Below are 19,730 nucleotides of genomic sequence, written 5' to 3' on the forward strand. Positions count from 1 at the left end.
GCCATGAACTGGGGATATATCTTCGAATTCGCCATCACGCAGGCCCTCGGGCCGACCGCGGTGGTGTACGCATTGGCCGCGATCGGCCTCAACATCCACTTCGGCTACACCGGCCTGTTGAACTTCGGCCAAGCCGGGTTCATGGCCGTCGGCGCCTATGGCACAGCGGCGAGCGTCGTGACCTTCGGGATCCCGCTGTGGGCAGGACTCCTGGTCGGCCTGCTCGCCACCGTCGTGCTCGCTCTCATTCTGGGAGTTCCGACTCTGCGGCTACGGGCCGACTATCTGGCCATCGCCACGATCGCCTCGGCCGAGATCCTGCGAAGGATCTTCCAGTCGGTGACCTTCTCGGACACCTTCGGCGGCAGCACTGGCCTGAGCGGATTCGCCCGGGACTTCTACGCGCTGAACCCGTACACCGACACCGTCAGCCTCGGCTTCATCAGCTTCCGCAACACCACGGCGTGGGTGCTGACCGTCGGCTGGGGACTCGTCCTATTGTCGTGCCTCATCGTCTGGGCAGCCACCAAAAGCCCGTGGGGACGCGTCCTGAAGTCGATCCGCGAGGATGAGGACGCCGTGCGGTCGCTCGGCAAGAACGTCTACTGGTACAAGATGCAGGCGCTCATCCTGGGTGGTCTGTTCGGTGGTCTGGGCGGCATCGTGCTGATCCTGACCCAATCGGCGGCCGTCCCGACCGACTTTGCCACCAACACGACCTTCTTCGCCTGGGCCTGTCTGCTGCTCGGCGGTGCCGCGCGTGTGTGGGGTCCCGTTGTCGGCGCGATCATCTTCTGGTTCCTGCTGAACTTCCTCGGGGAGCTGTTCTCGCAGATGACGCGCGGCGCGGACCCGATCCTGCCGACCTGGCTGATGACCGAGACCCAGGCGAGCCTCATCCGTTTCATCATCCTGGGACTGGGGCTCATGCTGTTGATGATCTTCAGACCACAGGGAATCTTCGGCGACCGAAGGGAGCTGGCGATCGATGCCCGCTGACACCAACGCCACCACAGGGCCCGCGGCTCTGCAGGGCCTGGCCACCGAGCCGGGCGTACCGAAGCCCGATCCGATCCTGGTCGGCGACAAGATCAAGCGCAGTTTCGGCGGACTGACCGCCGTGGACGTCGGACACATCGAAGTTCAGCGCGGCGCTATCACGGCCCTCATCGGGCCCAACGGCGCGGGCAAGACCACCCTGTTCAACCTGCTGACCGGCTTCGACAAGCCGGACTCGGGCACATGGTCCTTCAACGATCAGTCGCTCAGCGGCGTGCCGGCTTTCAAGGTCGCCCGTCGCGGCATGGTGCGCACCTTCCAGCTGACCAAAGTCCTCGCGAAGCTCACAGTGATCGAGAACATGCGGCTGGGCGCCACAGGGCAGCGTGGAGAGAAGTTCCTCAGCGCGCTGTTCCGTCCGCTGTGGAAGAGCCAGGAGGACGAGATCACCCGGCGGGCCGACGATCTGCTCGCACGTTTCAAACTCGACACGAAGCGCGAGGACTTCGCCGGCTCGTTGTCCGGTGGCCAGCGCAAGCTGTTGGAGATGGCTCGTGCGCTGATGGTCGACCCCGAGCTCGTCATGCTCGATGAGCCCATGGCCGGGGTCAACCCGGCGCTCAAGCAGTCACTCCTCGGACGTGTGAAGTCGCTGCGCGAGGACGGCCGGACCGTGCTGTTCGTCGAGCACGACATGGACATGGTCCGCGACATCTCCGACTGGGTCATCGTGATGGCCCAGGGTGAGATCGTCGCCGAGGGCACACCCGCCCAGGTCATGGCCGACGAACGCGTGATCGACGCCTACCTCGGCGCCCACCACGACACCGATCTGACCGAGCTCGACCACGAGGCCGTCCAGGCCCAAGCCGAGGCGGAGCTCGACGAGGAGGAGGCGAAGCACGATGACTGACACCGACGGTCTCGCGCTGGAACGCGAGAAGCACCTGAGCGGTGCCGCCGACGCGTTGCTGCGTGCCGACGACCTCATCGCCGGCTACCTGCCGGGCGTCAACATCCTCAACGGGGCGGACCTGTATTGCCAGCGTGGGGAGCTCGTCGGCATCATCGGTCCGAACGGCGCCGGAAAGTCCACGCTGCTCAAAGCGCTCTTCGGTCTGGTCAAGGTGCACAGCGGCACGGTGAAGCTCGACGGCCAGGACATCACGAATCAGCGTGCCGACCAGCTGGTCTCTAAGGGGATCGGTTTCGTCCCACAGACGAACAACGTGTTCCCCAGCCTGACGATCGAGGAGAACCTCGAGATGGGCTGCTATCAGGCTCCGCGCAAGTTCACGGAACGCTTCGAGTTCGTGACCGATCTGTTCCCCCGACTCGGGGAGCGTCGCAAGCAGCGGGCGGGGTCGTTGTCGGGCGGCGAGCGTCAGATGGTGGCCATGGGACGCGCCCTCATGATGGACCCGTCGGTGCTCCTGCTCGACGAGCCCTCGGCAGGCCTCTCCCCTGTCTTGCAGGATGAGGTCTTCGTGCAGACGCGCACGATCAACAAGGCCGGCGTCTCGGTCGTGATGGTCGAGCAGAACGCTCGTCGATGCCTGCAGATCTGCGACCGGGGTTATGTGCTCGATCAGGGACGCAATGCCTACAGCGGACGTGGTCGCGAGCTGGCCAACGATCCGAAGGTGATCGAGCTCTACCTCGGCACCCTCGGAGCCAAGGCCGACTAACCCGCACAGCGACGAGGGGGTTGGACCCACGTGGTCCAACCCCCTCGTCGCGTCTGCGCTGCTATCGGCGGAGAGCGAACGCACGAGAGCCCCGGCCGTTCGGCCAGGGCTCTCGCTACCTCAGACGGTGCCGGGTGCCTCAGATCTCTCCGAGGATGTAGTCCAGCGGGCTGTGGTTGTTATTGGCGCCGTACTCATAGACGCCGATGGTGGCGGCCGTCGGGCTGCCGGTGTCACCGAGCTCGATCGGACCGGATGCGCCGTCGTAGTCGATGTCCTCGCCGTTCTCGAGCAGCTCCTTGCAGTCGGCGAAGGTCTCGCACTTGGTGCCGTCCTTGGTCACCTCGATGATGTGCTCCGCGACATCCGTGCCAGCATCGGAGTCGGCGGCGATGGCCGCGAGCGCCGAGACGATGACCGCGTCATAGGACTCCGCCGAGTAGGTGAAGTCGTTCAGATCGGGGTCGATCTCCAGCAAGCGGTTACGGAAATCGTCCGAGAGCTCCGGACCAGGCATGGTCGCCTTGACCCCCTCGAGCGTGCCCTCGGGGAACTCGCCCTCGTAGTTGGCGATATTGCCGTCCACGAAATAGATCTGGACATCGGCCGGACCGACACCGGCGGAGACCATCTCGGGGATGATGCGCTTGGTCTCGTCGAAGGCGATCAGAGCGACCGCGTCCGCACCTGCATCGGCGATCTGCTGGATCTCGGTGCCGAAGGTGGTGGCGTTGGGGTCATAGGGCACGGCGGCGTCGACGGTGCCGCCACTCTGCTCGAAGACCTCCGTCACGACATTGGAGAGCGCGTCGCCGTAGTCGTCCTGTCGCGAGAGGATCGCCAGGTTGCTGTGTCCGTCGCTGGCCGCCAGGTTGGCCAGCACGTTGCCCTGCAGGACGTCCGACGGCGCCGTGCGGAAGTAGAGCCCGCCATCGTCGTATTCGTCGAACTCCGGCGAGGTATTGGCCGGCGAGAACTGCACCACACCGGCGCCCGTGATCTGGTCGATGACCGTCATCGAGACGCCGGACGCCGCGGCACCGATGATGACATCGGCATTCTTGCTGAGCAGGTTGTCGACCTCGCCGGGGGCGATATTGGGCTCGCCGTCACCGGAATCGGCGCGCTCGTGGACGACCTCTTCGCCGAGGACCCCACCGGCCTCGTTGATCTCCTGGACCGCGAGATCGACGCCGGCGAACTCAGGGGGGCCGAGGAACGAGAGGCTGCCGGTCTGTGGAAGCAGCGATCCGATGGTGAGGACGCCGTCCGCCTCGACTGAGGAGCCGCCACCACCGTCCGCGTCGTCATCGTCCCCGCCGCCTCCACAGGCTGCCAGTACGAGGGCGCCTGCTGATGCCACTGCCGCGAAGCGGAGTGTCTTGCTCGTGCGCTTCATCAATCCTCCGATAGATCGTCCGTCACCCGGGTGACCCCGGGACGTGATTGCAGAGGACTCTAATCGCCAAATGTGACGTTCGGCGCACTGTGAGGTATTTCAGGTGTTTCGTAGCCAAGTTGTAACTCGCGGTCAACCGCGCAGCGAAGGCCCGTTCTCGATGACGGCCTCGGCCACCTGGCGCATCGATCGCCGGACATCCATGGCTGTCTTCTGAATCCAGCGAAACGCCTCGGGCTCGCTGATGGACAGCGCCTCCTGCAGCACCGCCTTGGCCCGTTCGACGGCTTTACGGGTCGCCAACTGCTCGGTGAGATCATCGACCTCGCTCTCCAACAGGCGGATCTCGGCGAATCTGCTGCGGGCCATCTCGATCGCGGGGATGAGATCGGCTGCGGTGAACGGCTTGACGAGGTATGCCATGGCACCGGCCTCACGGGCACGTTCGACGAGCTCACGCTGACTGAACGCGGTCAACATGACGACGGGCGCGAGCCGGGCGCGGGCGATCTGCGAGGCGGCGGCGATGCCGTCGAGTTTCGGCATCTTGACGTCCATGACGACCAGATCGGGGCGGTGCTCGGTGGTCAGCGCGACGGCCTGTCCGCCATCGGCGGCCTGGGCGACGACATCGTAGCCGGCTTCGCCGAGCATCTCGGCCAGATCCATGCGGATCAGCGCCTCATCCTCGGCGATGACGACGCGCGGGGTCGGGCGCGGGGGCGTAGAGGTCACCCCGTAAGGTTATCGGGCGCGCTGTCGCAGGAGCCGGGTTGGCGGAATGGTAGACGCGATGGTCTCAAAAACCATTGTCCGAAAGGGCGTGCGGGTTCGAGTCCCGCACCCGGCACCGCCGCGTAGTCGAACTCGCAGAGCGAGTTGACTATGCTACGCCCGCATCCACGGCTGAGCCTCTTCCCAGGTCGAGTGCCACGCGAACAAGCATTCCCTCGACACCTGCGATCCACGGGCTCAGCCCGGTGCCGGCTTGCCGGCTGGCGAGATCACGAACCCAGTCGAGCCACGCCCGACCCGTCTCAGTCCCCGAGACACCCCGCCCCAGCCTCACAAGTTTTGTCCGCTTGTGGCCCCTTTCCGAGCCTCGAAGGGGGCCACAAGCGGACAAAAGTTAGACCCGGAGGGTCCTGGAGGGAGTGGGTCAGTGCGGGATTTCGTCGATCTCGTAGGCGGGGACGACGTGGTTGATGGCATCGCCCATGTTGTGCACGCGCAGGGCGTTGGTCGAGCCGGGGATTCCCGGAGGGGCGCCGGCCACGATCACAACCTGCGTTCCTTCCGCACACTTGCCGATGTCGAGCAGGGCACGGTCGACCTGCAGCACCATCTGGTCGGTGTGCTTGACCTCGGGCACCAAGAAGGTCTCCACACCCCAGGTGAGCGCTAGCTGGTCACGCACCTTGGCGTGCGGGGTGAAGGCGATGACCGGGATGTGCGAGCGGTAGCGCGCCATGCGGCGCGCGGAGTCGCCGCTGGTGGTGAAGGCCACCACGTACTCGGCCTCGACCGACTCGGCTACCTGTGACGCGGCCCGGCAGATGATGCCGCGCTTGGTCTTGGGCTGCCAGGTGTACTCGGCCATCCGCGGCAGTCCGTGGTCTTCGGTCGACTCCACGATCCGTGCCATGATCTTGACCGTCTGCACCGGGAACTGACCGACGCTCGTCTCCCCCGACAGCATGACCGCATCGGCACCGTCGAGCACCGCGTTGGCCACATCGGAGGCCTCGGCGCGCGTGGGACGAGGAGCGGAGATCATCGACTCCAGCATCTGCGTCGCTACGATGACCGGCTTGGCGTTGCGACGCGCCTTCTCGATGATGGTCTTCTGCACGAGCGGGACGTCCTCGAGCGGCAACTCCACGCCGAGATCGCCGCGCGCGACCATGAAGCCGTCGAAGGCGTCCATGATCTCGTCGAGATTGGCCACGGCCTGCGGCTTCTCGATCTTGGCGATGATGGGGACGAAGATCCCCTCCTCGCGCATGATGTCGCGGACGTCCTCGGCATCGGCGGCATTGCGCACGAAGGACAGCGCGATGAAGTCGACATTGGAACGCAGCGCGAAGCGCAGGTCCTCGACATCCTTCTCGCTCAGCGCCGGCACGCTCACGTTGACGCCCGGCAGGTTGATGCCCTTGTTGTTACTGACCGGTCCGGGCACCTCGACCGTGGTGACGACATCGGTGTCGGTGACCTCGGTGGCCCGCAGACGCACCTTGCCGTCGTCGATGAGGATCTCGTCGCCCGCGCTGACGTCGCCGGGAAGACCCTTGAAGGTCGTCGACGCGCGCTCGCGGTCGCCGACGATGTCATCGGTCGTGATGGTGAAGGTGTCACCGACCTTGAGCTCATAGGGCCCGTCCTCGAAGCGGCCGAGGCGGATCTTGGGCCCCTGCAGATCGGCGAGGACGGCGATGGCCTTGCCCGTGGCCTCAGCGGCACGACGCACGCGCTCCAGGCGCTTGAGCTGCTCGCTCTGATCGCCGTGGCTCATGTTCAGGCGGGCGACATCCATCCCCGCTATCGCGAGTTCGAGGATGCGCTCCGCGGTGTCAGTGGCGGGTCCGAGGGTGCAAACGATTTTGGCTCTACGCACGCCTCTCAGTCTAGTGGCGCGGCGAAGCTACTAGCGAGTTCACGACGGCCCGCATCGACGAGGCGACTGAATGCGGGCGGCCCCGGTCACAGAGGTGACCGGGGCCGTCGTGCAGGTGGTGCAGATCAGACGGTAAGCGGACGATCGGTCGGCTTGATCGGCCGCGGCAAGGTCGACGTGCCGTCGGTCAGGTAGGCGTCGACACCGGCGGCCGCCGCACGGCCCTCGGCGATCGCCCACACGATGAGCGACTGACCGCGCCCACAGTCGCCGGCGACGAACACACCGTCGACACTCGACATGAAGTCCCCATCGCGCACGACATTGCCGCGCTCGTCCAGGTCGACGCCGAGCTGAGCGACGAGCCCTTCGGGATCGGGCCCGGTGAAGCCCATCGCGAACAGCACGAGCTGCGCGGGAATCACCCGCTCGCTGCCCTCGATCTCCTCGAAGCGCCCGTCCTTCATCTCGACCTCGGTGATCCGCAGACCCGAGACCTCGCCGTTTTCGCCGACGAACTCCTTGGTCGAGACGGCGTAGACGCGATCGCCACCCTCCTCGTGCGCCGAGGCGACGCGGTAGATCATCGGATACGTCGGCCAAGGCTGATGGTCGGGACGGTCCTCGCCCGGCTGCGGCATGATCTCCAGGCTCGTCACCGAACGGGCACCCTGGCGGATCGCGGTGCCGAGGCAGTCGGCACCGGTGTCGCCGCCGCCGATGATGACGACGTCCTTGCCGGTGGCGACGATCTGGTCCTCAACCTCTTCGCCCAGCGCCACCCGATTGGCCTGCGGCAGGTAGTCCATCGCCTGATGGATGCCGCCGAACTCACGTCCCGGCGCCGGCAGGTCGCGACGGACGGTCGCGCCGATCGCCAGCACGACCGCGTCGTAGCGCTCGCGCAGCTGCGTGCCGGTGATCTTCTCACCGATCCGCACGCCGGTGCGGAACACAGTGCCCTCGCGCTGCATCTGCAGGACGCGCCGGTCGACGTGCTCCTTCTCCATCTTGAACTCCGGGATGCCGTAGCGCAGCAGCCCGCCGGGCTGGTCGTCGCGCTCGTAGACGGCGACGGTGTGACCCGATCGGGTCAACTGCTGCGCGACCGCGAGCCCCGCCGGACCCGAGCCGACGACGGCCACGGTCTTGCCCGTCAGCCACTCCGGAGGCTCGGGCTTGACGTTGTTCTCGTCCCAGGCCTTGTCGATGATCGAGACCTCGACGTTCTTGATCGTGACCGGATCGCGGTTGATGCCGACGACACACGAGGTCTCGCACGGCGCGGGGCACAACCGCCCGGTGAACTCCGGGAAGTTGTTGGTCGCGTGCAGACGCTCGATCGCATCGGACCAGTCGTCGCGCCAGACCAGGTCGTTCCACTCCGGGATCAGATTGCCCAGCGGGCAGCCCTGGTGACAGAACGGGATGCCGCAGTCCATGCAGCGCCCGGCCTGCTCGGTGATGATCGGCAGGAGGGCCCGCCCGGCGCCGCCGGGGTAGACCTCTTTCCAGTCGTTCACGCGCTCCTCGACGGGGCGGCGTTCGGCCACCTGGCGCGGAGTGGTCATGAAGCCACGGGGATCAGCCACGTGCGGCCACCTCCATCATGCGTGCGGTCGTCTCTTCGTCGGTCAGTCCCTCGGCCTCGGCGGCGTCACGCGCCTCGAGGACCTTGCGGTAGTTGACCGGCATGATCTCGCGGAACCGGCCGACGGCCGTGTCCCAGTCCTTCAGCAGGGCCTCGGCGACCGGCGACCCGGTCTCCTCGGCATGTCGCTGCACGATTCCGCGCAGCCACTCGCCGGTCTCGGCGGGCACCTCGCGGACCTCGACGAGCTCGCGATTGACGAGGTCCTCGTCCAGGTCGAGCACGTAGCCCTGTCCCCCGCTCATGCCGGCTGCGACATTGCGGCCGGTGGGGCCGAGAATCACGGCGCGGCCACCGGTCATGTACTCCAAGGCGTGGTCGCCCACCCCCTCGACGACCGCGGTCGCACCCGAGTTCCGGACGCAGAACCGCTCGCCGACCTGTCCGCGCAGGAACAGCTCGCCGGACGTGGCACCGAAGCCGATGACATTGCCGGCCACGATCTGCTCCTCGGCGACATAGCCCGCATCGCGCGGTGGCCGCACGATGATCCGGCCACCCGACAGGCCCTTGCCGACGTAGTCGTTGCCGTCGCCCTCGAGCCGCAGCGTGATACCGCGCGGCACGAAGGCGCCGAAGGACTGTCCGGCCGAGCCGAGGAAGGTGATGTCGATCGTGTCATCGGGCAGACCCTCGCCGCGATACCGCTTGGTCACCTCGTGACCGAGCATCGTGCCGACGGTCCGGTTGACATTGCGGATGGCGACCTGGGCGCGCACCGGCTCGCCCCGCTCGAGGGCATCGGCGCTGAGCGTGATGAGCTCGTTGTCGAGCGCCCTGTCGAGGGCGTGGTCCTGTCGCGTGGTGCAGTGCAGCGACGCGTCCTCGGGCAGCTCGGGCCGGTAGAACACCGGCGAGAGGTCCAGGCTGCTGGCCTTCCAGTGGGCGATGGCCTCACGGGTGTCGAGCGCCTCGACATGGCCGACGGCCTCGTCGATCGACCGGAAGCCGAGCGCCGCGAGGTGCTCGCGCACCTCCTGAGCGATGAACTCGAAGAAGTTCACCACGTACTCGGCCTTGCCGGAGTACTTCTCGCGCAATGCCTGATTCTGCGTCGCGACGCCCACCGGACACGTGTCCAGGTGGCACACACGCATCATGATGCAGCCGCTCACGACGAGCGGGGCCGTCGCGAAGCCGAACTCCTCGGCGCCGAGGAGCGCCGCGATGACGACATCGCGGCCGGTCTTGAGCTGGCCGTCACACTGCACGACGATGCGGTCGCGCAGACCGTTGATGAGCAGCGTCTGCTGGGTCTCGGCGAGGCCGAGCTCCCACGGCCCGCCCGCGTGCTTCAGCGATGTCAAGGGCGAGGCACCGGTGCCGCCGTCGTGCCCGGAGATGAGCACGACATCGGCCTTGGCCTTCGACACGCCGGCCGCGACCGTGCCGACACCCACCTCGGACACCAGCTTGACGTGCACGCGCGCCGAGGGGTTGGCGTTCTTCAGGTCGTGGATCAGCTGCTTGAGGTCCTCGATCGAGTAGATGTCGTGGTGCGGCGGCGGGCTGATGAGGCCGACACCGGGCGTCGAGTGCCGCGTCGTCGCCACCCAGGGGTAAACCTTCGGGCCGGGCAGCTGGCCGCCCTCACCGGGCTTGGCTCCCTGGGCCATCTTGATCTGGATGTCGTCGGCATTCGACAGGTACTCGCTGGTGACGCCGAAGCGTCCCGACGCGACCTGCTTGATGGCCGAACGGCGCTCCGGGTCGTACAGACGCTCGGGGTCCTCGCCGCCCTCGCCGGTGTTGGACTTGCCGCCGAGGCGGTTCATCGCGATCGCCAGGGTCTCGTGCGCCTCCTGGCTGATCGAGCCGTAGCTCATCGCACCAGTCGAGAAGCGCTTGACGATCTCGCTGACCGGCTCGACCTCATCGACGGAGATGGGCGCACGCTCACCGTCCACGAAGCGGAACAGCCCGCGCAAGGTCATCAGGCGCTCGCTCTGCTCGTCGACGCGCTGCGTGTACTGCTTGAAGATGTCGTAACGGCCCGTGCGGGTGGAGTGCTGAAGCCGGAACACCGTCTCGGGATCGAAGAGGTGCTCGGGGCCCTCCCGGCGCCACTGGTACTCACCGCCGACCTCCAGCTGACGGCGGTGGCCGATGATGCCCTTCGTGGGATACGCCTTGAGATGACGCTCGCGCACCTCCTCGGCGAGCACGTCCAGGCCGACGCCCCCGAGCTTGCTCGCAGTACCGGTGAAGTAGCGCTCGATCACCTCATGCGATAGACCGACGGCTTCGAAGATCTGCGCGCCGGTGTACGAGGCGACGGTCGAGACGCCCATCTTGCTCATGACCTTCAGCACGCCCTTGCCGAGGCCGTAGGCGATATTGCGGGCTGCCGCCTCGGGCTCGACATCGTGGACGTACACCGCCTGGCGGGCGAGATCCTCGGCGGTCTCCAGCGCGAGATACGGATTGACCGCCGTCGCGCCGAAACCGATCAGCAAGGCCACGTGATGGACCTCGCGGACATCACCCGCCTCGATCAGCAGACCGGCTTGGGTGCGGAGCTTCTCGCGCACCATGTGGTGGTGCACGGCGCCCGTCAGCAGCAACGAGGGGATCGGCGCCAGATCGGCATTGGAGTGACGGTCCGAGAGCACGATGATCCGCGCTCCCCTCTCGATGATCGCCTCCGACACCTCGGCGCAGATCTCGTCCAGGCGGGCACGCAGCGCCTCTCCCCCGCCGTGCACGTCGTACAGACCGCGGACGACGTGCACGCTGAAGCCCGGCATGTCGCCGTCGCGGTTCATGTGCCGGATCTTGGCGAGCTCGTCGTTGTCGACGACCGGGAACGGCAGCTGCAGCATGCGGCAGCTCGCGGGGCTCGACGCGAGCAGGTTGCGCTCGGGGCCGATCGTTCCGGCGAGCGAGGTGACGACCTCCTCGCGGATCGCGTCCAGCGGTGGGTTGGTCACCTGGGCGAAGAGCTGGCTGAAGTAGTCGAAGAGCTGACGTGGACGATCCGAGAGCGCGGCGATCGGCGTGTCGGTGCCCATCGATCCGATCGCCTCCGCCCCTGTACGGGCGATCGGCGCGATCAGCCGGCGCACTTCCTCGGCGGTATAGCCGAAGACCTGTTGGCGACGAGCCACGGAGGCGTGCGTGTGGACGATGTGCTCGAGATCGGGCAGGTCCTCGAAACGCACGAGGCCGGAGTACAACCACTCGTCGTAGGGGTTCTCCTGGGCCAGCTGGCCCTTGATCTCCTCGTCCTCGATCACCCGGTGCTGCTCCAGATCGAGCAGGAACATGCGCCCCGGCTCGAGACGACCCTTGCGGACGATCGTTGCGGGATCGAGGTCGAGCACGCCGGCCTCGGAGGCCAGCACGACGAGTCCGTCGTCGGTGATCCAGTAGCGTCCCGGACGCAGACCGTTGCGATCCAGCACGGCACCGATCTGCGTGCCATCGGTGAAGCAGATGCAGGCGGGCCCGTCCCAGGGCTCCATGACGGTGGAGTGGAACTCGTAGAAGGCTCGGCGTGCCGGATCCATCTCGGCGTCGTTCTCCCACGCCTCGGGCACCATCATCATGACCGCATGCGGCAGCGGGCGCCCACCGAGGTGCAGCAGCTCCAGCACCTCGTCGAAGGAGGCGGTGTCCGATCCCTCGGGGCTGCAGATCGGGTACAGCCGGCTCAGATCGCCGGGGATCAGGTCGCTCTCCAGCAGTGCCTCGCGGGCACGCATCCAGTTGCGGTTGCCCATGGCAGTGTTGATCTCGCCGTTGTGGGCCACATAGCGGAAGGGATGGGCTAGCGGCCAGCTCGGGAAGGTGTTGGTGGAGAAGCGGCTGTGCACGATGGCGAGCGCGGACTCCATGCGCTCGTCGAGCAGGTCGGGGAAGAACTCCTCCAGCTGCTCGGTGGTGAGCATGCCCTTGTAGACCAGCGTGCGGCTGGACAGCGACGGGAAGTAGACACCGGCCTCGTGCTGAGCACGCTTGTTCAGCGCGTACGTGAGCCGGTCGAGCCCCACTCCGGTGGGACCGGCCTCGGCCGGAGCGACGAAGCACAGCTCGAAGGCGGGCATGGCCGAACGGGCCATCGACCCGAGGATGTCCGGCTGCGTCGGCACCTCGCGCCAGCCGAGGATGGTCAGTCCCTCCTCCGCGGCGATGCGCTCGAGGGACGCCTTGGCACCCGCGACGTCGTCGATCGGCAGGAAGGCCATGCCAGCGGCGTAGGCACCGCGCTCGGGCAGTTCCACCGGGCTCACTGCACGCAGGAAGCGGTCAGGGGTCTGCATGAGCAGACCTGCGCCATCGCCGGTGTTGGGCTCGCCGCCGACCGCGCCGCGATGGTCGAGGTTGCGCAGCGCCGTGAGGCCCTGCGCGACGATGGTGTGACTCGCCTCGCCGGTCAAAGTCGCGACAAACGCGACACCGCACGCGTCGTGCTCGAAGCGCGGGTCGTACAGACCCTGCGCCGGGGGAAGCGATGAGAAAATCGACATGCAGCCGTCCTCACGTCGTCTGGAACTACCTGGAAGGGCGCTGTGCTCGGTGCACTGGCACCGGGGACGACGTTGGCCACGGACAGCTTGACGATTCTACACTGCGTGGCTCCGGTGTCGAGTCGGCGCTATGACGACGAGGTGAACTCTTCGGCGAGGTCGACGACGCCGTCGGCGTCGACCTCGCCGTCATCGGGGGTGCCTATCCGCACTCAGCCAGAGCCCACCCTCGGGAGGAGGCCGCGGTTCTGGAGCAGCGGTACGTCATCAACCTCACCGCGGGCTCATAACGTTGACCCTCTACCGTCGGTCCGACCGAAAGGTTGACTATCTACCGCCGACCCGGACGAGAGGTTGACCAGGTACCGCCGGCCGCGGGTGTGGTCAGGGGGCGACGGAGCAGGTGGGCGCAGGAGGCAGCGGGGCGGGCACCCCGATACTCGGCATGCCGAGCCCCACGGCACCGGGGCGCACCTCGGTCTTGCCCTGACGGGCCTCCCACGCATCACCGGCGCGGGTCCGTCGCACCTCGATCGGGGCGTCGTCGGCCACCAGATAGTGCGGCGCGGCCTGCGTGACGCGGGTGAGGACCATGTCGCCCGGACGGACGTCGCCCTCGCCCGATTGACCATCACCCGGCTGGAAGTGCACCAACCGGTTGTCGCGGGCCCGGCCGCTCAGCCGACGCGTCTCGGCGTCCTTGCGACCGCCGGCGTGCGCCTTGTCGGCGACCAGCAGTTCGATGACCTCACCCTCACGCTTACGGCTCTCCGCCCAGGCGACCTCGTCGACGAGCGCGGAGAGCCGCTCGTACCGCTCCTGCACGACCTCCTTGGGCAGTTGATCGGGCAGGTCGGCCGCCGGTGTGCCGGGACGCTGGGAGTACTGGAACGTGAACGCGCTGCTGAATCGCGCCTCTCGTACGACCTCCAGCGTCTGCTGGAAGTCCTCCTCGGTCTCACCGGGGAAGCCGACGATGATGTCCGTCGTGATCGCCGCATCGGGCATGGCCTCGCGCACGCGATCGAGGATGCCGAGGAACTTGCCGCGGCGGTACGAGCGGCGCATCACCTTGAGCACCCGATCGGACCCGGACTGCAGCGGCATGTGCAGCTGCGGCATGACATTGGGCGTCTCGGCCATGGCGGCGATGACGTCATCGGTGAAGTCCTTGGGATGCGGGCTGGTGAATCGCACCCGCTCGAGGCCCTCGATCTCGCCGCAGGCCCGGAGCAGCTTGGAGAACGCCTGCCGGTCGCCGAACTCGACGCCGTAGCTGTTGACATTCTGGCCCAGCAGCGTCACCTCGACGACGCCGTCCGCGACGAGCGCCTCAATCTCGGCCAGGATGTCGCCGGGACGGCGATCGCGCTCCTTGCCGCGCAGGCTGGGCACGATGCAGAACGTGCACGTGTTGTTGCAACCGACGCTGATGGACACCCAGGCGGCGAAGACCGAGTCGCGCTTGGTGGGCAGCGTGGACGGGAAGGTCTCGAGCGCGTCGAGGATCTCGACCTGCGATTCGGCCTCGATCCGCGCCCGCTCCAGCAGGACCGGCAGCGAGCCGATGTTGTGGGTACCGAACACCACGTCCACGTACGGTGCTCGACGCGTGATCGTGTCCTTGTCCTTCTGCGCGAGGCAGCCTCCCACGGCGATCTGCATGCCGGGGTTCTGTGCCTTGACGCTCGCGACGTGACCGAGATTGCCGTACAGCTTGTTGTCGGCGTTCTCGCGGACCGCACACGTGTTGAAGACGACGAGATCGGGGGTCGCTCCCGTGTCAGCCGGGGCGTAGCCGGCGGTCTCGAGGAGCCCCGACAGTCGCTCGCTGTCGTGGACGTTCATCTGGCAGCCGTAAGTACGGACCTCATACGTCTTACTCATGACCCCGCCAGGATACGCGGCGCGGCGAGACCTGTGGCCGGCCGGGCGATGGGATGATCTTCTCCACATCTCGTGCCGTGAAGGAGCCCCGATGACCCTTCCCCCGTATCAGCACTACGGAGTCCCCCAGCAGCGACCATCGCGTCCCTGGCTGTGGGCACTGGTGGGTGCGCTGGTCGGGGCAGCCGTGACCGCCGCGGCGGGAGTCGCGATCATCATCGGCATCGGCATCTGGATGCTCGACGGCGACTACATGGTCACCGATCCCGATGTCATCGACGCGACGCGACACCCCTGCGAGGAGGTAGCGGATGCCGCACGGGACCTTCCTCGCTTCTCCGGCACCGCCGACGGTGCCGAGGCGCTCGACCGGGTCAGCACCTCCCTGGTGGACGTCACCGACGCCATCGAGGCGAGCGGGACCTCCGAGGACGCCTCCCTCGCCTGGCGGCGCGATCTCAGCGAACTCGCCGACCGCGTGGCGGACTACGCCCTGACGGTCGCCGAGGGCGATCTCACCGCTCCGGACCTGGGAGCTTCCACCGGCCTGATCGAACGCATCGACTTCGGTGCTCCGAGCGGATGTGAGATTCCAGCAGCCCTCGCCGCCCTCGATCCCGACTACGCCGGCCACTGGTCCGAGTGGGGCTGAACGTCCCGAAACGGATGCTCTGATCCGCCGAGGCCCCTATTACGTTTCGATGAACGACGGGCCTTGAGGGGCTCTGGACGTTGCGCCACACTTCCGGTTCCGATTGGCTATGGGGCATGGCTGACACTGCTCCCCCCATGGTCTCCATGCGCGGCGTCCAGAAGTGGTTCGGGCGGTTGCACGTTCTGCAGGACATCGACTTCGACGTCGCCTCCGGCGAGGTGGTCGTCGTCATCGGTCCCTCGGGGTCGGGCAAATCCACGCTCTGCCGCACGATCAACCGCCTCGAGACCATCGACGAAGGCACCATCGAGATCGACGGCAAGACCCTCCCCGAGGAAGGCAAGGCCCTCGCTGGCCTGCGCGCGGACGTCGGGATGGTGTTCCAGTCCTTCAACCTCTTCGCGCACAAGACCGTGCTCGAGAACGTGACCCTCGGCCCCATCAAGGTCCGCGGCACGAAGAACGCCGAGGCCGAGCAGCGCGCCCACGAGCTCCTCGAGCGGGTCGGCGTCGCCAACCAGGCGTCGAAGCTCCCCGCGCAGCTCTCCGGCGGTCAACAGCAGCGTGTCGCGATCGCCCGGGCACTCGCCATGGAACCCAAGGTGATGCTCTTCGACGAGCCGACCTCGGCCCTCGACCCGGAGATGATCAAGGAGGTCCTCGACACGATGGTCGACCTCGCCGAGCGCGGCATGACGATGATCGTCGTCACCCACGAGATGGGCTTCGCCCGCACGGCCGCCAACCGGGTCGTGTTCATGTCCGACGGCCGCATCGTCGAGGAGAACACCCCCGAGCAGTTCTTCACCAATCCACAGAGCGATCGCGCCAAGGACTTCCTCGGCAAGATCCTCAAACACTGACCACCGACCGCTCCGCCACAACCCCGACGGAAGGAAATCCCATGAGGTCCACCACAGCTCGCCTGGCGTCCATCGCGGCCGCCTCGATGCTGGCACTCGCCGCCTGCGGCGATGCCGGCTCGGATGACGAGACCGCGCCGGATACCGACTACGAGGTCCAGGACGTCAGCTTCGACGACGGCACCCGGATGGCCGAGCTCAACGAGCAGGGCACCGTGAAGATCGGTGTGAAGTACGACCAGCCCGGTATCGGCTTCCGCGCCGCCGGACAGGACGACCCGACCGGATTCGATCCGGAGATCGGCAAGATCGTCGCCGCGCATCTCGGCATCGAGGCCGACGACATCGAATGGGTCGAGACCATCTCCCAGAACCGCGAGCAGTTCCTGCAGAACGGCACGGTCGACTTCGTCATCGCCTCGTACTCGATCACCGACGACCGCCGCGAGGTCGTCGGCCAGGCCGGACCGTACTACGTCACCGGCCAGGGTCTGCTCGTCCGCGAGGACGACGACTCCATCAACGGCCCCGATGACCTCGAGGGCAAGAGCGTCTGCTCGGTCACCGGCTCGACCCCGATCAAGCTCATCGAGGAGGAGTACGGTGCGGACCCGGCCGGCTTCGACACCTACTCGGAATGTGTCGACCAGTTGCTCAGCGGCTCGGTCGATGCCGTGACCACCGACGAGGCCATCCTGCTCGGCTACGCCGCCGAGAACGAGGGTGAGCTCAAGGTCGTCGGCGAGCCGTTCTCCGAGGAGCGCTACGGCATCGGCTACAGCAAGGACGCCCCGGAGCTGTGCGAGTTCCTCAACGACACGCTGACCGATGCCTTCGACGACGGCGACTGGGAGACGGCCTTCGACGAGACGCTCGGCAAGGGCGGCGCGGACGCGGGTACCCCGCCCGAGCTCGATCCCTGCGAGTCCTGATTCCGTCACCGGCAGGCGGGGCGGGTCCCGCGCCCGCCCCGCCTGCCGGTGTGACCGACCTGAAGGTGATCCATGGACTGGTTGACCGATAACTGGCTCAACATCCTGCGCGGCTTCGGCGAGACGCTGAAGCTGCTCGGGCTCTCGGGAGCCATCGCCCTCGTACTGGGCACGCTCGTCGCGCTGGCTCGGGTCTCCCCCGTGCCGATCCTTCGCGGCGTGGCCATCGCCTATGTCACGATCTTCCGCAACACGCCCCTGCTCGTGTTGATCCTCATCACCTACTACGGGCTCCCTGAGGTCGGCATCGACTTCGGCTTCTTCATCAACATCAGCCTGGCGATGGGCTTCTACACCGCGTCCTTCGTCACCGAAGCAATCCGCTCGGGCTTCAACGGGGTCCCCCTCGGCCAGGCCGAGGCCGCGCGCGCGATCGGCATGCCCTTCACCCAGTCGATGTCTCAGGTCGTCCTTCCGCAGGCCTTCCGTCTGGTCGTCCCTCCTCTGGCGAGCGTCTTCATCGCGCTCACCAAGAACACCTCGCTGGCGGCGACCTTCGGCGTCGCCGAGGCGACCTACCGCATGCGCGGGCTCTTCAATGACTACGCCTCCCAGATGATCTTCATCTTCCTGGGCATCGCCCTCGGCTACATCCTCATCGTCGCGGTCATCTCCTGGATCGCGACGGCCTTCGAACGACGATTCGCGGTGAACGGCCGATGAGCGCCTCCACAGTCCTGTACGACGCGCCCGGGCCCAAGGCGCGCGCTCGCTATCGCCTCTTCGGCATCCTCACGGTCGTCGGCGTCCTTCTCCTTCTCGCCGCCGTGATCTGGCGCTTGTGGAGCCGTGACCAGCTCACCGCCGAGAAGTGGGAGGTCTTCTATACCCCCCGCTACATCGAGCTGCTGGCGCGCGCCACCCTCGACACGCTATGGATCGCGGCCCTCTCGATCGCGGGCGCCCTCGTCTTCGGCGTGATCTTCGGCGTCGCGAAGCTGTCCGATCACCTCCCCGTACGATGGTTCGCCTGGGTGGTCGTCGAGTTCTTCCGTGCCGTTCCTTTGCTGCTGCTGATCATCTTCGTCTGGTTCTACGCCTACGACACCCGGCTCGGCACCATCGCGCCGCTGGTCATCGCGCTGATCCTCTACAACGGATCGGTGCTGGCCGAGACCTTCCGTGCCGGCATCAACGCGGTACCGAAGGGTCAGGTCGAGGCCGCCTTCGCCATCGGACTGCGCAAGTCGGCCGTGATGCGTATCGTGCAGCTGCCGCAGGCGATCAAGATCATGACGCCGGCGATCATCAGCCAGTGCATCGTGGCGTTGAAGGACACCAGCCTCGGGTACTACATCCTCGCGGCGGGTCTGACGACGACCGGCCGGGAGATCTGGCGCACCTTCGACAACCGGCTCGCCACCGCGCTGGTGCTCGCAGCGATCTACATCGTGCTGAACCTCCTGCTGACCGCGCTGGGCCGTTGGGCCGAGCGGCACATCACCGGTGCACGGCCGCCCCAGGCCCTCGCGGACAAGCCCGGCCAGCCCACCGCAGTCTGAGGAGACCTCCACCGACGTGCCGGACGCGGTGGCGGACGGCCAGGCCGTGCTGACGACTCCAGAACAGGAGTGACCGCAGGGTCGGTCAGCCGACGGGCGTGACCCACAGATGGATCGTGCCGCGCACCACGACCGTGCCGTCATCGCGCGTTGCGGTCACCGTGACCGGTACATCGGGGGCTCCGGCCCAGTCCGCCCCCGTGGTCTCGGCGCGGCACACGAGATCACTCGTCGACTTCGCCAGGTAGTCGACCTCCATGCCCTTGGGAAGCCAACGGTGGCCTTCGGGTACCGTCGCCTCGGCCAAGAGCCCCATGGCCGCCTCGAGCCCGTTGCAGACGGCGATCGCGTGCACGGTGCCGATGTGGTTCTGTACGCCCCATCGCTTGCCGACGACGACTTCGGCCTCGTGCGGGCGCATGATGGTCACCCGCGGCCGGATCGTGCGGAAGTACGGGGCTTTGAGGGCGAAGGCCAGCGAGAACAGCCGATCTCCCAACGGCAACGCTCGAACGCGCGAGTAGAGGTCGAAGGTCGATGTCATGGGCCGAGCGTAGAGCCATCCGGACCGAACTTCCCACGCGGGGCCGTACATGTTACTTCCGCGTAATCGGCTGCCTCGGGCTGGATCCACCAGCCTTGCTCGAATCCCGCCTTGCGCAATGCTCCGAGGGATCGATGATTGCGCGCATCGGGCGCCGCGAGGAAGCGTGGAGCATCCGGATACTCCACCACGAGCACCTGCCGGCAGAACTCCGCGATCATCGCACCGCCGAGCCCCCGCCCGGCCCGGGCGGGATCGCCGATCAGGAAGTCGAAGCAGACCGCCTCGGGGTCGCGGACGCGCACCACGATGTCCTGATCGGCGGCGACGGGAAAGCGGCTCATCCGAATCGAGGGTGTAGTTGGGGTCTGAAGCCGCCGGTCTCGAGCAGGCTCCGAGCGATGTAGTTGGTCAGATTCCTGAAGCCGAGGGCAGAGCCGCGGAGGTGTTCGAGTCGTCCGTTG

General features: G+C 66.9%; 16 protein-coding genes and 1 tRNA gene. 9 read left to right on the plus strand and 8 right to left on the minus strand.

All coding sequences use genetic code 11. The features are described from left to right. Nucleotides 1-3 precede the first annotated feature (3 nt). From FNM00_RS06400 to FNM00_RS06410, 3 genes are read left to right on the plus strand one after another with little or no spacing between them, the layout of a single operon-like run. Nucleotides 4-999, plus strand: coding sequence for a branched-chain amino acid ABC transporter permease (locus FNM00_RS06400; protein WP_143912536.1), 996 nt, complete (start codon nt 4-6; stop codon nt 997-999). Further along, entirely contained in the window at nt 989-1,912 is a 924-nt protein-coding gene (locus tag FNM00_RS06405) for an ABC transporter ATP-binding protein (protein ID WP_143912539.1), read from the plus strand. Before FNM00_RS06400 ends, FNM00_RS06405 begins: the two co-directional genes overlap by 11 nt. Further along, nucleotides 1,905-2,687 carry an ABC transporter ATP-binding protein gene (locus FNM00_RS06410; protein WP_143912541.1) on the plus strand — a complete coding sequence of 261 codons (783 nt, stop codon included), beginning with the start codon at nt 1,905-1,907 and terminating at the stop codon, nt 2,685-2,687. Before FNM00_RS06405 ends, FNM00_RS06410 begins: the two co-directional genes overlap by 8 nt. 139 nt (nt 2,688-2,826) lie before the next feature. On the opposite strand, the gene FNM00_RS06415 is transcribed toward FNM00_RS06410, so the two are convergent. Further along, nucleotides 2,827-4,086, minus strand: coding sequence for an ABC transporter substrate-binding protein (locus tag FNM00_RS06415; protein ID WP_143912543.1), 1,260 nt, complete (start codon nt 4,084-4,086; stop codon nt 2,827-2,829). Nucleotides 4,087-4,218: 132 nt separating this feature from the next. Next, nucleotides 4,219-4,821 carry an ANTAR domain-containing response regulator gene (locus FNM00_RS06420; protein WP_281281091.1) on the minus strand — a complete coding sequence of 201 codons (603 nt, stop codon included), beginning with the start codon at nt 4,819-4,821 and terminating at the stop codon, nt 4,219-4,221. A 32-nt stretch (nt 4,822-4,853) separates the two neighbouring features. Here FNM00_RS06420 and FNM00_RS06425 point away from each other — a divergent pair. Continuing rightward, nucleotides 4,854-4,936: transfer RNA gene (locus FNM00_RS06425), tRNA-Leu, on the plus strand. A 309-nt stretch (nt 4,937-5,245) separates the two neighbouring features. Here FNM00_RS06425 and pyk read toward each other — a convergent pair. The 4 genes from pyk to miaB all read right to left on the minus strand — a co-directional run bounded on the left by pyk (nt 5,246) and on the right by miaB (nt 14,710). Next, nucleotides 5,246-6,703: a pyruvate kinase gene (gene pyk / locus FNM00_RS06430; RefSeq protein ID WP_143912545.1), complete on the minus strand. Its 1,458-nt coding sequence runs from the start codon at nt 6,701-6,703 to the stop codon at nt 5,246-5,248. A gap of 125 nt (nt 6,704-6,828) precedes the next feature. After that, complete coding sequence (locus FNM00_RS06435) at nt 6,829-8,295, minus strand: glutamate synthase subunit beta (RefSeq protein WP_143912547.1); 1,467 nt, start codon at nt 8,293-8,295, stop codon at nt 6,829-6,831. Next, the gene (gene gltB / locus FNM00_RS06440; RefSeq protein WP_143912549.1) at nt 8,288-12,823 is read right to left on the minus strand and encodes a glutamate synthase large subunit; all 4,536 of its coding nucleotides are present in this window, start codon (nt 12,821-12,823) and stop codon (nt 8,288-8,290) included. Before gltB ends, FNM00_RS06435 begins: the two co-directional genes overlap by 8 nt. Nucleotides 12,824-13,207: 384 nt before the next feature. Beyond that, entirely contained in the window at nt 13,208-14,710 is a 1,503-nt protein-coding gene (miaB, locus tag FNM00_RS06445; protein ID WP_143912551.1) for a tRNA (N6-isopentenyl adenosine(37)-C2)-methylthiotransferase MiaB, read from the minus strand. Nucleotides 14,711-14,801: 91 nt separating this feature from the next. Here miaB and FNM00_RS06450 point away from each other — a divergent pair, with 91 nt between their 5' ends. From FNM00_RS06450 to FNM00_RS06470, 5 genes are all read left to right on the plus strand, one after another. Then, nucleotides 14,802-15,362, plus strand: a complete 561-nt coding sequence (locus FNM00_RS06450; RefSeq protein WP_143912553.1) for a hypothetical protein — start codon at nt 14,802-14,804, stop codon at nt 15,360-15,362. 137 nt (nt 15,363-15,499) lie between these two features. Then, nucleotides 15,500-16,228 (plus strand): amino acid ABC transporter ATP-binding protein, encoded by a 729-nt coding sequence (locus tag FNM00_RS06455; protein WP_143912612.1) that lies wholly within the window; start codon nt 15,500-15,502, stop codon nt 16,226-16,228. 41 nt (nt 16,229-16,269) lie between these two features. Further along, the gene (locus FNM00_RS06460) at nt 16,270-17,160 is read left to right on the plus strand and encodes a glutamate ABC transporter substrate-binding protein (protein ID WP_143912555.1); all 891 of its coding nucleotides are present in this window, start codon (nt 16,270-16,272) and stop codon (nt 17,158-17,160) included. A gap of 72 nt (nt 17,161-17,232) precedes the next feature. Further along, nucleotides 17,233-17,883 (plus strand): amino acid ABC transporter permease, encoded by a 651-nt coding sequence (locus FNM00_RS06465; RefSeq protein WP_143912557.1) that lies wholly within the window; start codon nt 17,233-17,235, stop codon nt 17,881-17,883. Then, the gene (locus FNM00_RS06470; protein ID WP_143912559.1) at nt 17,880-18,722 is read left to right on the plus strand and encodes an amino acid ABC transporter permease; all 843 of its coding nucleotides are present in this window, start codon (nt 17,880-17,882) and stop codon (nt 18,720-18,722) included. Before FNM00_RS06465 ends, FNM00_RS06470 begins: the two co-directional genes overlap by 4 nt. A gap of 85 nt (nt 18,723-18,807) precedes the next feature. On the opposite strand, the gene FNM00_RS06475 is transcribed toward FNM00_RS06470, so the two are convergent. Further along, nucleotides 18,808-19,266 (minus strand): hotdog fold domain-containing protein, encoded by a 459-nt coding sequence (locus FNM00_RS06475; protein ID WP_143912561.1) that lies wholly within the window; start codon nt 19,264-19,266, stop codon nt 18,808-18,810. Continuing rightward, nucleotides 19,263-19,610: a GNAT family N-acetyltransferase gene (locus tag FNM00_RS06480; protein ID WP_143912562.1), complete on the minus strand. Its 348-nt coding sequence runs from the start codon at nt 19,608-19,610 to the stop codon at nt 19,263-19,265. The genes FNM00_RS06475 and FNM00_RS06480 overlap by 4 nt, the downstream gene beginning before the upstream one ends. Between the last annotated feature and the right edge of the window lie 120 nt (nt 19,611-19,730).

Origin of the sequence: Aeromicrobium piscarium (assembly GCF_007421815.1) — a bacterium.
GTDB classification, from domain to species: domain Bacteria; phylum Actinomycetota; class Actinomycetes; order Propionibacteriales; family Nocardioidaceae; genus Aeromicrobium; species Aeromicrobium piscarium.